General features: G+C 66.4%; 13 protein-coding genes. 11 read left to right on the top strand and 2 right to left on the bottom strand.

What is annotated here, in order from left to right; translation table 11 throughout:
* Nucleotides 1–255: 255 nt before the first annotated feature.
* The 4 genes from GBRO_RS16070 to GBRO_RS16055 all read left to right on the top strand — a co-directional run bounded on the left by GBRO_RS16070 (nucleotide 256) and on the right by GBRO_RS16055 (nucleotide 4,706).
* The gene (locus GBRO_RS16070; protein WP_012834951.1) at nucleotides 256–2,190 is read left to right on the top strand and encodes an acetolactate synthase large subunit; all 1,935 of its coding nucleotides are present in this window, start codon (nucleotides 256–258) and stop codon (nucleotides 2,188–2,190) included.
* The gene (ilvN, locus tag GBRO_RS16065) at nucleotides 2,187–2,690 is read left to right on the top strand and encodes an acetolactate synthase small subunit (protein ID WP_012834950.1); all 504 of its coding nucleotides are present in this window, start codon (nucleotides 2,187–2,189) and stop codon (nucleotides 2,688–2,690) included. Before GBRO_RS16070 ends, ilvN begins: the two co-directional genes overlap by 4 nt.
* A gap of 107 nt (nucleotides 2,691–2,797) precedes the next feature.
* Nucleotides 2,798–3,811 (top strand): ketol-acid reductoisomerase, encoded by a 1,014-nt coding sequence (gene ilvC / locus GBRO_RS16060; protein ID WP_012834949.1) that lies wholly within the window; start codon nucleotides 2,798–2,800, stop codon nucleotides 3,809–3,811.
* A 178-nt stretch (nucleotides 3,812–3,989) separates the two neighbouring features.
* Entirely contained in the window at nucleotides 3,990–4,706 is a 717-nt protein-coding gene (locus tag GBRO_RS16055) for a hypothetical protein (protein ID WP_169309877.1), read from the top strand.
* A 119-nt stretch (nucleotides 4,707–4,825) separates the two neighbouring features.
* Here the strand turns inward: GBRO_RS16055 and GBRO_RS16050 are convergent, their stop codons facing one another.
* A complete protein-coding gene (locus GBRO_RS16050) occupies nucleotides 4,826–5,491 on the bottom strand; it encodes a chymotrypsin family serine protease (protein ID WP_012834947.1) in 666 nt (221 codons plus the stop codon).
* Between the two features lie 325 nt (nucleotides 5,492–5,816).
* Here GBRO_RS16050 and serA point away from each other — a divergent pair, with 325 nt between their 5' ends.
* From serA to GBRO_RS16030, 4 genes are all read left to right on the top strand, one after another.
* On the top strand, nucleotides 5,817–7,412 hold the full coding sequence (serA, locus tag GBRO_RS16045; protein ID WP_012834946.1) for a phosphoglycerate dehydrogenase: 1,596 nt from the start codon (nucleotides 5,817–5,819) through the stop codon (nucleotides 7,410–7,412).
* On the top strand, nucleotides 7,409–8,422 hold the full coding sequence (locus tag GBRO_RS16040) for a 3-isopropylmalate dehydrogenase (protein WP_012834945.1): 1,014 nt from the start codon (nucleotides 7,409–7,411) through the stop codon (nucleotides 8,420–8,422). The genes serA and GBRO_RS16040 overlap by 4 nt, the downstream gene beginning before the upstream one ends.
* 185 nt (nucleotides 8,423–8,607) lie before the next feature.
* On the top strand, nucleotides 8,608–8,955 hold the full coding sequence (locus GBRO_RS16035; protein WP_012834944.1) for a GntR family transcriptional regulator: 348 nt from the start codon (nucleotides 8,608–8,610) through the stop codon (nucleotides 8,953–8,955).
* Nucleotides 8,956–8,957: 2 nt separating this feature from the next.
* The gene (locus tag GBRO_RS16030; RefSeq protein WP_012834943.1) at nucleotides 8,958–9,959 is read left to right on the top strand and encodes a hypothetical protein; all 1,002 of its coding nucleotides are present in this window, start codon (nucleotides 8,958–8,960) and stop codon (nucleotides 9,957–9,959) included.
* 178 nt (nucleotides 9,960–10,137) lie between these two features.
* Here the strand turns inward: GBRO_RS16030 and GBRO_RS16025 are convergent, their stop codons facing one another.
* Complete coding sequence (locus tag GBRO_RS16025) at nucleotides 10,138–11,355, bottom strand: MFS transporter (RefSeq protein ID WP_012834942.1); 1,218 nt, start codon at nucleotides 11,353–11,355, stop codon at nucleotides 10,138–10,140.
* A gap of 129 nt (nucleotides 11,356–11,484) precedes the next feature.
* Between GBRO_RS16025 and GBRO_RS16020 the strand changes: the two genes are divergently transcribed.
* The 3 genes from GBRO_RS16020 (at nucleotide 11,485) to gltX (ending at nucleotide 14,616) form a co-directional block, all read left to right on the top strand.
* The gene (locus GBRO_RS16020; protein WP_012834941.1) at nucleotides 11,485–12,258 is read left to right on the top strand and encodes a fumarylacetoacetate hydrolase family protein; all 774 of its coding nucleotides are present in this window, start codon (nucleotides 11,485–11,487) and stop codon (nucleotides 12,256–12,258) included.
* Nucleotides 12,255–13,067 (top strand): alpha/beta fold hydrolase, encoded by an 813-nt coding sequence (locus tag GBRO_RS16015; protein ID WP_012834940.1) that lies wholly within the window; start codon nucleotides 12,255–12,257, stop codon nucleotides 13,065–13,067. Before GBRO_RS16020 ends, GBRO_RS16015 begins: the two co-directional genes overlap by 4 nt.
* Before the next feature lie 64 nt (nucleotides 13,068–13,131).
* Nucleotides 13,132–14,616 carry a glutamate--tRNA ligase gene (gltX, locus tag GBRO_RS16010; protein ID WP_012834939.1) on the top strand — a complete coding sequence of 495 codons (1,485 nt, stop codon included), beginning with the start codon at nucleotides 13,132–13,134 and terminating at the stop codon, nucleotides 14,614–14,616.
* Nucleotides 14,617–14,682 lie beyond the last annotated feature (66 nt).

Genomic DNA, 14,682 nt, shown 5'->3' with positions numbered 1-14,682 from the left:
ATGCCCACCACCTGTGGTTTCCCACGATATGGGACCCGACGGTCCGGAGTTTGACTCGCGACTACACGCGGTCATACCGTGAATGCGTGATGCAGAACGGGACCCTCGTAGTAGTAATCGGCTGGCGCGTCGCCTGACCGGTCACTGACGAGACCCCACTCAGCGTCGACGCGCCACCCTCGAACAGCCAAGCTGTCGGGGGTTTTTTCTTGTCACCAGAACAGAAGATTCACCAACCAAGATGAGGATCGTGCAGTGAGCGCACCAACAGCACGCACCGACGCCGGCCGGGAGCCGGCACACAAGCAGCAGTCACCCGCGGCGGGAAACCTGCGTGCGGTAGGTCAGCACACCGTCGCGCCCGAACGGGTGAGCGGTGCGCAGTCGGTGGTGCGTTCCCTCGAGGAACTCGGTGTGGAGATCGTCTTCGGCATTCCCGGCGGCGCGGTCCTGCCGGTCTATGACCCGCTGCTCGATTCCCAGAAGGTCCGGCACGTCCTGGTCCGCCACGAGCAGGGTGCCGGTCACGCCGCCACCGGCTACGCGCAGGTCGCCGGTCGCGCCGGGGTCATGATGGCGACCTCGGGTCCGGGGGCGACCAACCTGGTCACGCCGTTGGCCGATGCGCAGATGGACTCCGTGCCGGTGGTCGCGATCACCGGACAGGTCGGACGGGCCCTGATCGGGACCGACGCCTTCCAGGAGGCCGACATCTCCGGCATCACCATGCCGGTGACCAAGCACAACTTCCTGGTCAGCAACGCCGCGGACATCCCGCAGGTGATCGCGGAAGCCTTCCACATCGCCGAGAGCGGCCGGCCGGGCGCGGTCCTGGTGGACATCCCCAAGGACATCCTGCAGAGCCAGACCACCTTCTCCTGGCCGCCGCAGATCGACCTGCCCGGCTACCGGCCGGTCACCAAACCGCACGGCAAGCAGGTGCGCGAGGCGGCGCGCCTGATCAATGCGGCCAAGGCGCCGGTGCTCTACGTCGGCGGCGGTGTCATCAAGTCCAACGCGGCTGAGGAACTGCGCGAACTCGCCGAGCTGACCGGCATCCCGGTGGTGACCACGCTGATGGCGCGGGGCGCGTTCCCCGACAGCCACGACCAGCATCTGGGCATGCCCGGCATGCATGGCACGGTGGCCGCCGTCGCGGCGTTGCAGCGCAGCGATCTGCTGATCACCCTCGGAGCCCGATTCGACGACCGGGTGACCGGTCAGCTCGATTCCTTCGCGCCCGATGCCAAGGTCATCCACGCCGACATCGATCCCGCCGAGATCGGCAAGAACCGCCACGCGGACGTGCCCATCGTCGGGGATTGCAAGGCGGTCATCGCCGAGCTGACCGAGACGCTGCGCAACGAGCGCGCCACCGGTGGTGACGCCCCGGATCTCACGGCGTGGTGGCGGTACCTCGACGGCATCCGCCGGACCTACCCGGTCAGCTACGACCGGCAGACCGACGGGTCGATGTCGCCGGAATTCGTCATCAGTCAGATCGGCAAGGCGGCTGGACCCGACGCGGTGTACTGCGCCGGTGTCGGTCAGCACCAGATGTGGGCGGCGCAGTTCATCTCCTACGAGAAGCCGCGCACCTGGCTGAACTCGGGTGGTCTGGGCACGATGGGTTATGCGGTGCCGGCGGCGATGGGTGCCAAGATGGCCGATCCCGACGCCGAGGTCTGGGCCATCGACGGCGACGGCTGCTTCCAGATGACCAATCAGGAACTGGCGACGTGTGCGATCGAGGGCATTCCCATCAAGGTGGCGCTGATCAACAACGGAAACCTGGGGATGGTCCGCCAGTGGCAGACCCTGTTCTACGAGGAGCGGTACTCCAACACCGACCTCGCGACCCACTCGCGGATGATCCCGGACTTTGTGAAACTGGCAGAAGCGTTGGGCTGCGCGGCATTCCGTGTCGAGAACGAGGCCGACGTCGATGACGTGATCGCGAAGGCGCGGGAGATCAACGACCGCCCGGTCGTCATCGACTTCATCGTCGGCAAGGACGCCCAGGTGTGGCCGATGGTCGCCGCCGGAACGGGCAACGATCAAATCATGGCGGCCCGCGACATCCGGCCGCTGTTCGACGACGACGAGTCGGCGTCGGACCCGGTGGAGATCCACGAGGTCATGGAGAAGGCGGATCACGCAGCCGCACAAGAGAAGAAGGACGAGCAGTGAGCACCACCCATACCCTCAGCGTGCTGGTCGAGGACCGTCCGGGTGTCCTCGCACGTGTCTCGGCCCTGTTCTCCCGGCGCGGCTTCAATATCGAGTCGCTGGCGGTGGGACCGACCGAGCTCAAAGGCATCTCGCGGATGACGATAATGGTCAGCGTCGAGGACTTCCCGCTCGAACAGGTGACCAAGCAGCTCAACAAGCTGATCAACGTCATCAAGATCGTCGAGCAGGACCCGGCGAACTCGGTCGCTCGTGAGCTGATGATGGTCAAGGTGCGTTCCGATGCGAGCGTGCGCACCGAGGTCATCGAGGTTGTGAACCTCTTCCGCGCCAAGGTGATCGACGTGTCGCCGGAATCGCTGACGATCGAGGCGACGGGAACCGCAGAGAAGCTCGAAGCGCTGCTGCGGATGCTGGACCCGTACGGCATCCGCGAGATCGCCCAGTCGGGCGCGGTGGCGCTGGGTCGGGGACCCAAGAGCATGTCGGCACACCGCTGACCGCTGCTCTCAGCACGGAATTCGCGCTGGTGACAGCATAGAATTAAAGAGTTCCCTTGAGTCACAAGAGTTCTCGAGGGACGCCATATATTGAAGGGAAATCTACTGTGGCGATCGAACTGTTCTACGACGACGACGCCGACCTGTCGATCATTCAGGGTCGCAAGGTCGCGGTGATCGGCTACGGCAGCCAGGGCCATGCGCATTCGCTGTCGCTGCGCGACTCCGGCGTCGATGTCGTCATCGGTCTGCGCGAGGGCAGCAAGTCGCGCGCCAAGGCGGAGGAGCAGGGCCTCAAGGTCCTGACCGCCGCCGAGGCCGCAGGCTGGGCCGACGTCATCATGATCCTGGCCCCCGACACCAGCCAGGCCAAGATCTTCACCGAGGACATCGAGCCGAACCTCAAAGACGGCGACGCCATCTTCTTCGGCCACGGTCTCAACATCCACTTCGACCTGATCAAGCCGGCCGACAACATCACCGTCGCGATGGTCGCCCCCAAGGGCCCCGGCCACCTGGTGCGCCGTCAGTTCGTCGACGGCAAGGGCGTGCCCTGCCTGATCGCGGTCGACCAGGACCCGAAGGGCGAGGGTCAGGCCCTCGCACTGAGCTACGCCAGCGCCATCGGCGGTGGCCGTGCCGGCATCATCAAGACCACCTTCAAAGAAGAGACCGAGACCGACCTCTTCGGCGAGCAGGCCGTACTCTGCGGTGGCACCGAGGAACTCGTCAAGACCGGCTTCGAGGTCATGGTGGAGGCGGGCTACGCCCCCGAGATGGCCTACTTCGAGGTGCTGCACGAGCTCAAGCTGATCGTCGACCTCATGTACGAGGGTGGCATCGCGCGGATGAACTACTCGGTCAGTGACACCGCGGAGTTCGGTGGCTACCTGTCGGGTCCGCGGGTCATCGACGCCGACACCAAGGAGCGGATGCGCGGCATCCTCAAGGACATCCAGGACGGCACCTTCGTCAAGCGTCTGGTCGCCAACGTCGAGGGCGGCAACAAGGAGCTCGAGGGTCTGCGCAAGCAGAACGCCGAGCACCCCATCGAGGTCACCGGCAAGAAGCTGCGCGACCTGATGAGCTGGGTGGATCGTCCGATCACCGAAACCGCCTGAGTTTCACCGCATTACCGCTGCGGACCCGCGCCGATTGTCGGTGCGGGTCCGCTGTCATCAGGGTGCGATGGGGGAGAGTGCTGATCGGAAGATGAGTGGCAACGTGCAGTTCGATCGGCCCGGTACCGGTGGGGTCCCCGGGCCTTGGCGGCATCACTCCCGGGGCAGTGTGGGCGGGATGGCGATCTACGGGGTCCTGTCGGCCGCTATGGCCGGATTCGCCGTCGTTGCCGTCCTTCAGCACATGGTGTGGGGGGTTGCGGCAGCGGTATTGATGGCCTGGGGGTTTGCTTGTGAGGCAACCTCATGGATGCTGTCGACGCGGCCCCGCAGCTGGCGGTCTGACCCTTCTGCTGTTCGCCTCGCTGCCCACACGCTGGAGATCAAGCGAGACGCACGGGTGGTCAAGCTCGACATCCTGTCCTCCGCGCTCACGGGTACGGGGGCTCTCGTCTTCGGTGTCGGCTTCATCAACGGCTGGATTTCGATCCTCACGATCACGCCCGCTCGAGGGTGGTACTTCGCCGGGGTCGGACTCGTTCTCGGACCGGTCTTCCTGCGGCGGGCGCTGTCCATGAGTCTGCGCGAGAAGCCCTTCATGAGAATGACGGCCGACGGATTCGAGGTGGTGGAGAAGCGATGTTGGTATGACTGGCGTGAGCTCTCCCGGTGCGCGGCCGTTCCCATGAAAGGCGATCGCCGGGGCGGTGCCTGGCTTGCGGTCCTTCCCACATATTCGGAACGGCCCGCAGAGTTTCGCGTCGACGAGTCGGGCCTGGGTGCCCCGGTGACCTTGCGGCTCCTCGACTTCTACCGGCGACATCCCGGACTTCGCGACGAACTCTCCGACGGGCGGGTTTTGCACCGTATTCGTGAGGCGTCGTTGTTCGGGTGACTCGCTGCGACTACCCGTCCCGCAGGCCGTGACCGAGTTGCCCAAGACCGAGATACACAAACGCAGAGCCCCGGGCGAGATGCCCGGGGCGCTGCGTTCTGACTTACTGGCGCTGCGCGTCAGATCGGGTGATACCCCTTGTAGGCGTTGAGCGAGCTGATGCGCTTGAGGATCGGTCCGATGTTGGTGCCGGTCTCGGGGCCGACGCAGCCGACGAAGTAGTAGGCGTTGACCATGCCGACGAGGCGGTCGCCGACGACCACGGGGCTACCGGAGTCGCCCTCGATGACGCACATCTGGCTCAGGTGGACGTCACCGTCGGAGAACCAGGCGATACCGCAGGTGCTGCCGGTGGTGCGGCCTTCCTTGCACGCGATGGTCGGGAAGCCGATCGGCCGCGTGTCGATGCTGCGGATGGTGACGCTGCGAACGGTGCGCAGCGGGACCACCTTGGCCGGGTTGAAGTCGATGATCGCCATGTCCAGATCGGGCGTGGAATAACTGATGGTGCCCACCTGGCCGCGGTCCTGGAAGGTCTCGGAGTAGACCTTCTGTCCCGGCTTGCCGCAGTGGCCCGCGGTGATGCCGATGAGCTTGCCGGTCTTGGAACGGCCGATGGTGGTGAGCGTGCATGCGGCCGCTGAGTTCCCGCCCTTGAGGACCAGGATTCCCGAGCCGCCACCGAGATAGGCCTTTGCCGGTGCGGCGACTGCTGAACCCGCCCCCCAGCCGGCCAACACTGTCGCAGCCAGTACCGCCAACAGTGCTGTCAGCTTCCTAATCATCCACACTCCACTCTCACTAGTCGGCATCGAAAAGCCTGCCGTTGAACACGGCAGGCGACGCAAGCACACCGTACCGGCCGCGCGCGACCCCGCGCCTCCCGCGGAATCGGTCCGCGGTTGCATTGCAACCTATCCGTAATACCCGTCACATTCCACTCGCTGTAGCCGGACGGGAGCCCGACCATGAGGTAGACCGCCTGTTTTGCTCGCACGGCGGACCTCTAAGCTGTGTGGTCGGGACGCTGCCTGGCGAGCGCGCGAGCCGCCGGGGGCGTCCGAGAGATCGAGATCCGCCCACACGTCCCGACACTATGGAGAAATCACAGTGAGCTCTGCTGGCCTTCCGGTTGTCCTCATCGCCGACAAGTTGGCGCCTTCCACCGTGGAGGCGCTCGGCGACGGTGTCGAAGTGCGGTGGGTGGACGGACCGGATCGTCCCAAACTCCTCGACGCGGTCGTCGACGCCGACGCCATCCTGGTCCGGTCCGCGACGACCGTCGACGAGGAGGTCCTCGACGCCGGCAAGAAGCTGAAGATCATCGCCCGGGCCGGCGTGGGCCTCGACAATGTCGACGTGCCCGCGGCCACCGCCCGTGGCGTCATGGTGGTCAATGCCCCCACCTCCAACATCCACACCGCCGCCGAGCACGCCATCGCGCTGCTGATGTCGGCGGCACGCCAGATCCCGGCGGCCGATGCGACGCTGCGTGCGCACACCTGGAAGCGGTCGGCCTTCAACGGTGTCGAGATCTTCGGCAAGACGGTCGGCGTGGTCGGTCTGGGACGCATCGGTCAACTCGTCGCCGCTCGTCTCGCCGCCTTCGAGACCCATGTCATCGCCTACGACCCGTACGTGTCGCCGGCGCGCGCGGCCCAGCTCGGCATCGAACTCGTCAGCCTCGACGAGTTGCTCGAGCGTGCCGACTTCATCACCGTCCACCTGCCCAAGACACCCGAAACCCTCGGACTCATCGGCGCCGAGCAGCTCGCGCGCACCAAGAAGGGCGTCGTCATCGTCAACGCGGCGCGCGGCGGACTCATCGACGAGCAGGCACTCGCCGATGCGATCAACTCCGGCCAGGTACGTGGCGCCGGACTCGATGTCTACGCCACCGAACCGTGCACCGATTCGCCGCTGTTCGAGCTGCCGCAGGTGGTCGTCACGCCGCACCTCGGCGCATCGACCAGCGAGGCGCAGGACCGCGCCGGCACCGACGTCGCCAAGAGCGTGCGACTCGCGCTGGCCGGACATTTCGTTCCCGACGCGGTCAACATCACCGGCGGCGCGGTCGACGAAGAGGTCGCCCCGTGGCTGGAGATGGCGCGCAAGCTCGGCGTCGTCGTCGGAGCGATCAGCCAGGAGCCGCCGACCTCGCTGGTCGTCGACGTACGCGGCGAGCTCGCCTCGAGCAACGTCGACGTGCTGGGCCTGTCGGCGCTGCGCGGACTGTTCTCCGCCGTCCTCGACGATCCGGTCACTTTTGTCAACGCCCCCGCGGTGGCCGCCGAGCGCGGCGTGACCTCGGAGGTCACCACGGCCACCGAGAGTCCCAATCACCGCAGCGTCGTCGACGTCCGGGCCGTCTTCGCCGACGGCACGGTGCTCAACGTGGCCGGTTCGCTCACCGAGCCGCAGCTGGTGGAGAAGATCGTCAACATCAACGGCCGCAACTTCGACCTCCGGGCCGAGGGTCACAACCTGCTGGTCAGTTACGCCGACCAGCCGGGCTCGCTGGGCAAGATCGGCACGCTGCTCGGTAACGCCGGCATCGACATCCTTGCTGCGGGCCTGTCCCAGGACGCCGAGGGTGCCGGTGCAACGATCGTGCTCCGCGTGGGACGCAAGATCGACGACGACGTGGTGGCGGCGATCGCCGACGCCGTCGGCGCAACCCTCATCGAGCAGGTGGATCTGTCATGAAGCTGGCCGTCATCGCCGGAGACGGCATCGGGCCCGAGGTCATCGGCGAGGCTCTCGAGGTGCTCAAGACCGTTGTCCCCGAGGTGGATACCACCGAGTTCGACCTCGGTGCACGCCGGTATCACCGCAACGGTGAGCTGCTGACCGACGCCGACCTCGACTCGCTGCGCGAACACGACGCGATTCTGCTGGGCGCCATCGGCGATCCGTCGGTGCCCTCGGGCGTGCTCGAGCGCGGTCTGCTGCTGACCATGCGGTTCGCGCTGGACCACCACGTCAACCTGCGTCCGTCGCGACGACTGCCGGGTGTCCCCACGCCGCTCGCCGGTGACCCCGACATCGATTTCGTCGTGGTCCGCGAAGGTACCGAGGGGCCTTACACCGGGAACGGCGGCGCCATCCGCGTGGGCACTCCCCAGGAGGTCGCCACCGAGGTCAGCGTCAACACCCGCTTCGGTGTCGAACGTGTGGTGCGCAACGCCTTCGAGCGTGCCGCCAAGCGTCGTAAGCACCTGACCCTGGTGCACAAGACGAACGTGCTGACCTTCGCCGGTTCACTGTGGGCGCGGGCCGTCGAGGAGATCGGAACCGAGTTCCCCGATGTCACCACTGCCTACTGCCACGTCGACGCCGCCACGATCTACCTGGTGACCGACCCCGGTCGCTTCGATGTGATCGTCACCGACAACCTCTTCGGCGACATCATCACCGACATCGCAGCCGCGGTCAGCGGCGGTATCGGTCTGGCTGCGTCGGGCAACATCGACGCCACCGGGACCAACCCGTCGATGTTCGAGCCGGTGCACGGCAGTGCCCCCGACATCGCCGGACAGGGAAAAGCCGATCCCACTGCCGCGATCCTGTCGGTGGCTCTGCTGCTCGACCACCTCGGTGAGTCCGACGCCGCCCGTCGGGTCGAGCAGGCCGTCGCCGACGACCTTGCCGAGCGCGGCGGATCGACGTTGAGTACCGCCGAGGTCGGCAAGCGCATTCGCGAACGTCTCGCCTGAGCTGACATGTCCCGCCGACGTCGTCGGCGTGTCCTCGGGCAGAAACCGCGTGTCTCGCCAGAAAGCCGCCTGACAAAGGCGGTTTCCGACGAGACACGCGGTTTTTCGTTCTGTCTGCATGTTGTCCGACGGACGTCAGACACATCGCACTTGTTCTATTTGAACTAGAACAATAGAATGAAAGCGTGTTGATCCGGATCGACCCCTCCGATCGGACGCCGATCTTCGAACAGATCGCGGCGGCCGTCCGTGGCGTGATCATGCGCGGAGAGGTCGAACCGGGCGACCGGCTGCCGGCGGCACGGGATCTCGCCGTCTCGCTGGATGTGAACGTGCACACGGTGTTACGGGCCTATCAGCAGCTTCGCGACGACGGCATCGTCGAATTGCGGCGCGGCCGTGGGGCAGTGGTGTCACCGCGGGCCGATTCGCGTGCCGAACTCGACGATGCGATCGACCGTGTCGTCGAGACGGCCAAACGTCTGGGAATGACGGCGGCAGACCTGTCCGCCGAGATCATGAGGAGGTATTGACCATGGGTCTGATCGCGCAAGGGCCGAGTCGCACGCAGCGCGCCGTCATTGTGATCGTGGGTGTCGTGCCGTCCCTGATCGTGGCGGTGTGCGGCGTGGTGGCGTTGTCCATGTGGCGCGACGAGCTGCCCGATCTGATTGCGTCACATTGGAATTCCAACGGTGTCGACGGTACGACCTCCGTGACGGCCGGACTGGTGATCGTGCTCGTCACCGGCGTCGTCGGAATGGCGGCGGGTCTCGCGTCGGCATTGTGCCTGGGCGTCGCGTCGCTGGTCCGGATCGTGCTGGGCACGATGAACATGGTCGTCGTGACGGTGGGCGGCGCCATTCCGGTGGTCGCCGCGGGTCAACGCGGGCTCACCGACGCCACCGACGCCGCGTTTCCATTGGGCCCGACGATCGGTCTGCTCGTGACGAGTGCGGTCATCGGCGTGGTGACGGCGGCGGCCGTCCCCGGCTGGACGCCGGTGGGGAAGTGGGCCGACACGCGTAGCGGTCGTCGACCCACGGCGAAAATCTCTGCCTCCGAACGATTCCTGTGGTCGCAGTCGACCACCATGTCACCCGTATTGCTGGGTGTGCTGGTGGCGTCGCTGATCGCCGGCCTGGTGATCACGCTGCTGACCGCGGTGTGGATCGCGGTGGCAGTGTTCGCGGTTGTCGGCATCCTCGTGGTGTCGCTCGCCACGGCACGGGCCACCGTGGATCGACATGCGGTGGTCATCCGTGCCACCCTCGGCCGTCCGCGAATCACGGTGCCCATGACCGAGATCGAGCATGCGGACGTGGTGACGGTGCGTGCGCTGCGCGACTTCGGGGGCTACGGATACCGCTTCGGCTTCGCCGGAGAGGCCCGTGGGGCAAAGGGATTCGTACTCCGGTCGGGGCAGGCGCTGCTGATCACCCGACGGTCCGGAAGTCGTGAGGTCGTCGTCGTCGATGACGCCGAGACCGCGGCAGGGCTCGTCAACGCCACCGTGGCCGCTCGATCTGCTCGGTGACCCGGCCCGCCCGTCGCACCCCATGCCGTTGACCGTGCGGCCGAAACCGTCGACCGTGCACCCGAATTCGTTCATCGTGCTGCCGAACACGCTCGTCGTGCATCGCGGGGGACGCCTTGTGCACGATCACCGCGATCGGGCGCACGATGAACGTGTTCCGTAGCACGGTCAGCGGGGGTCAGGTCACCGGTTCCTCGCGTACCGGCGGGTCGTCGGGGACGAGCGGTGCGGCCAGGACGGGAGTCAGCGCCGTGATCGCGAAAGCGAGCGGAAAGCCCACGGCGGCAATGAGTGCGCCGAAGATGGGCGTTGTGGCCGCGGTGGCGAGATACTGACCGGTGTTCTGCACGGCGAGGCCGCGCCCACTCCAGTCCGGGCCCGCGAACTCCGCGATGGCGGTGAACGCGAGTCCGTTGTCGGCGACCGAGATCACCGTGGCCACCACCATGACGGCCGGTGCCCATGAACTGCCCAGCCAGTCGGTGACGGACAGGGCCGCCATCGCGACGGCCGCGCCGACCGCGATCAGCCGGACCGGTCGCATCCGCGACGCCCAGGCGTCCGACCACCGTCCGGCGGCGATGCGACCGAGCGCCCCGACGACCTGGCTCACCGTGATCAGCACGCCCGCCGTCGTGGGTGCCCAGTGGTGTGTGACGATCAGCCAGGTGGGGACAAAGGTCCACAACATCGACTGCGGCACCACCAGCAGCACGCTGACGGCATGCACTCGGGCCAGAAAACTGTTCTGCCGGTACGGATTCCACTTCTGCACCGGAGTATCGCGAGGTGCGGCGGCCCGCCGGGGCGGATCCACGACGCCGACGATCACGGCGAGCAATCCGGCAGCGGTCACGATCGCCGGGATGGTCAGGGCCGGACCGATTCCGTGCGCGGCGGCGGTGGCCGGCATGGTGAGTGCGCACACCGCGATACCCAGGGGCTGCGCCATCTGCCGGATACCCATCGCCGTACCGCGCTGATCGGCCGGGAACCAGCCGACGACGATCCGGCCGCTCGCACCGTTGGCCGCCCCCGAACCGATACCGCCGACGAGCAGGCAGGCGCCGAGTACGACGTAGGAGGCATTCGCGTACGCCGCGGCGGCAGCCGCCACCGCCCCGGCCAAACTGATCGACAGCGAGATCATCAGGATGCGCCGCTCGCCGTATCGGTCGAGCAGGATTCCCCAGCCGATGATCGCCACCATCAGTCCGACGGTCGGGATCGCCGCCAGCGTCGACGCCTCGGTCAGCGTCAGGCCGGCCTGGGTGTGCAAGGCCGGGATGAGGTACGCGATTCCGCTGACCACGCATGTCGTGGTGAGGGCGGCGAGGAGCGAGCAGGCCAGCATGCTCCATCGTCGTCGAACCGATACCGCCTCGATCGTGGTCATCTCACCTCACCGGTAACTCGTGGCGGTCTCAAATAGTGGAACATATTGTTCACATTGTAGAACGAGCGGCGCCGTCGGCCAACCCGCGTCTTGACAGGTGGGAAACGCTGGTGCGCTAGGGTCTACCTCATGCGCTTAGGTCGAATCGCGAGTCCGGACGGGGTGGCATTCGTCTCCATCGAGGGAACCGATGATGACGCGGTCACCAAGGAGATCGCCGAGCATCCGTTCGGCACACCCACCTTCACCGGCAGATCGTGGAAGCTTGCCGATGTGCGTCTGCTGGCCCCGATTCTGGCCAGCAAGGTCATCTGCATCGGGAAGAACTACGCCGACCATGTGAAGGAGATGGGTGGTGAGGCGCCGGACAACCCGGTGATCTTCATCAAGCCGAGCACCTCGATCATCGGCCCCGAGGTCCCCATCGTCCGGCCGCCGTCCTCGGAGCGGGTGGACTTCGAAGGTGAGCTCGCGGTTGTCATCGGCCGTCCGTGCAAGGACGTGAAGGCTTCGGCCGCCAAGGATGTGATCCTCGGGTACACGGTGGCCAACGACGTCACCGCGCGTGATCAGCAGAAGGCCGACGGCCAGTGGACCCGGGCCAAGGGGTACGACTCGTTCTGCCCGCTGGGTCCGTGGATCGACACCACCTTCGACCCGTCCGACGTGCAACTCGTCACCGAACTCGACGGTGAGGTTCGCCAGCGCAGCCGAACATCGTTGATGCTGCACGACATCGGGGCCATCATCGAGTGGATCTCGACCGTGATGACCTTGCTGCCTGGTGATGTCATCCTGACCGGAACCCCGGAAGGGGTGGGCCCGATGGTTGCCGGACAACGGGTTTCGGTCACCGTGGAAGGGCTGGGCACCTTGTCGAATCCGGTGGTGGACAAGCAGTGACGGTCGCCAGGGTCAACGGCATCGATCTCTCCTACGAGGTGGCCGGGGATGGGCCACTCGTGGTGATGGTGATGGGCACCGGAAGTCCGGGCCGGGTGTGGAAGGCGCACCAGGAACCGGCGCTGGTCAAGGCCGGCTTCCGGGTGGTGACCTTCGACAACCGGGGGATCGCCCCGTCGTCGGAGTGTGCGGACGGATTCACCCTCGACGACATGGTCGCCGACACCGCCGCGCTCATCGAGCACGTCGGTGGGGGACCGGCGCTGGTGGTGGGGACCTCGCTCGGTGCACGCATCACCCAGGAACTCGCGCTCGCACGGCCCGACGTGGTCGCCGCCGCCGTGATGATCGCCACCTATGGGCGCAACACGCCTCTGCAAGAAGCGATCTCCGCCGGAGAGCGGGCGCTCTACGACAACAAGATCACCCTGCCGCCGGAGTACGAGGCGGCCATCACGGCACATCTGAATCTGTCGCCGCACACCCTCGACGACGATCGGTCGGCCCGTGACTGGCTCGACATCATCGGCTTCTCGCCGCAGAAGGTGACGCCGGGAGTTCGGGCCCAGCTCGAACTCCATCATCGCGAGCAGAATCGGCTGCCCGCCTATCGGGGAATCACCCGACCGGCGATGGTGATCGGATTCGCCGACGATCGCACGTTGCCGCCGAAGCTCGCGCGTGAGGTCGCCGACGCCATTCCCGGCGCCGAGTACGCCGAGGTCGCCAAGGCCGGTCACTTCGGGTATCTCGAGCAACCGGCCGAGGTCAACCGGCTGCTCGTGGAGTTCTTGTCCCGCCACCGCTGACCCGCCGGCTGCGGGCCGGGCGTGCACGCGGGCTCGACATCCGGGGTTCGATACGCTGACTCCCATGACCGGAACCCAGGGTGTACGCGTGCGTTTCTGTCCATCGCCGACCGGGACTCCGCATGTGGGTTTGGTCCGGACGGCGCTGTTCAACTTCGCCCAGGCGCGCCACGACGAGGGCACTTTCGTCTTCCGCATCGAGGACACCGATGCCGCCCGCGACTCCCAGGAGTCCTACGACGCGATCCTCGACGCGCTGCGCTGGCTGGGACTCGACTGGGACGAGGGTCCGGAGGTGGGGGGACCCTACGGGCCCTACCGCCAGTCCGAGCGCCGCGAGATTTACGCCGATGTGGTGGCGAGACTTCTCGCCGCCGGCGAGGCGTATCACGCCTTCTCCACGCCCGAAGAGGTGGAGGCCCGCCACCGCGCCGCCGGGCGTGACCCGAAGCTCGGCTACGACAACTTCGACCGTGACCTCACTCCCGAACAACGCGAGGTCTACCTGGCCGAGGGGCGTAAACCCGTTGTGCGCCTTCGTATGCCGGATCACGACATCACCTGGGACGACCTGGTGCGCGGTGCGACGACGATCAAGGCGGGCACGGTGCCGGACTTCGCGCTGACCCGCGCATCGGGTGATCCGTTGTACACGTTGGTCAATCCGGTGGATGACGCGATGATGAAGATCACCCATGTGCTGCGTGGCGAGGACCTGTTGTCGTCGACGCCGCGTCAGATCGCCCTCTACGAGGCGCTCATCCGGATCGGTGTCGCCGAGCAGGTGCCCGCCTTCGGGCATCTGCCGTTCGTCATGGGAGAGGGCAACAAGAAGCTCTCCAAACGGGATCCGCAGTCCAACTTGTTCCACCACCGCGACCGTGGCTTCCTTCCCGAGGGGCTGCTGAACTACCTCGCGCTGCTCGGCTGGGGCTATTCGCACGAGACCGACGTCTTCAGCCTCGATCAGATGGTCGCCGCCTTCGACGTGCGCGACGTGAACTCCAATCCCGCCCGCTTCGACCAGAAGAAGGCCGAGGCCATCAACGCCGAACACATCCGGCTGCTCGAACTGGGCGACTTCACCACGCGCCTCAAGTCCTATCTCGTCGGGCAGGGCAGGCTGCCCGCCAACGCCGACGATGCGACGCTGGCCGCCCTCGCCGAACTGGTGCAGACCCGCATCCAGGTCCTCGGCGACGCGTGGGATCTGATCAAGTTCGTCTATGTCTCCGACGAGGAGTTCGAGATCGACGAGAAGTCGGCGAACAAGAACCTCGGGGCCGATGCGGTGCCCGTGTTGCTGGCCACCGTCGACGCCATCGCCGAACTGCCGTCGTGGACCACCCCGGCGCTGCAGGAGGCACTCAATGCCGCGCTCGTCGACGGACTTGAACTCAAGCCCCGGAAGGCTTTCGGTCCGGTACGCGTCGCGGTCACCGGCTCACAGGTGAGTCCGCCGCTGTTCGAGTCGATGGAGATCCTGGGACGCGACAAGGTGCTGGCGCGGTTGACCGCAGCCCTCGAGCACAGTGAAAAGAGCCTCTGAGCTGCACGTTTGTGGAGTTCCGGCAACGGTTTGATACTCTACCTCTCGGCCGATTCCGGCGAGGAA

The sequence above is a fragment of the Gordonia bronchialis DSM 43247 genome (assembly GCF_000024785.1).
GTDB classification, from domain to species: Bacteria; Actinomycetota; Actinomycetes; order Mycobacteriales; family Mycobacteriaceae; genus Gordonia; species Gordonia bronchialis.
Note: the sequence above shows the minus strand (reverse complement) of the source record. Positions and strands in the feature narration are given on the sequence as shown.

Coding starts and splice junctions, on each gene's coding strand:
- GBRO_RS16040 (WP_012834945.1), top strand. CDS start 7,409: ATGAAGCTGGCCGTCATCGCCGGAGACGGCATCGGGCCCGAGGTCATC.
- gltX (WP_012834939.1), top strand. CDS start 13,132: ATGACCGGAACCCAGGGTGTACGCGTGCGTTTCTGTCCATCGCCGACC.
- GBRO_RS16055 (WP_169309877.1), top strand. CDS start 3,990: ATGGCGATCTACGGGGTCCTGTCGGCCGCTATGGCCGGATTCGCCGTC.
- GBRO_RS16030 (WP_012834943.1), top strand. CDS start 8,958: ATGGGTCTGATCGCGCAAGGGCCGAGTCGCACGCAGCGCGCCGTCATT.
- GBRO_RS16025 (WP_012834942.1), bottom strand. CDS start 11,355: ATGACCACGATCGAGGCGGTATCGGTTCGACGACGATGGAGCATGCTG.
- GBRO_RS16050 (WP_012834947.1), bottom strand. CDS start 5,491: ATGATTAGGAAGCTGACAGCACTGTTGGCGGTACTGGCTGCGACAGTG.
- GBRO_RS16020 (WP_012834941.1), top strand. CDS start 11,485: ATGCGCTTAGGTCGAATCGCGAGTCCGGACGGGGTGGCATTCGTCTCC.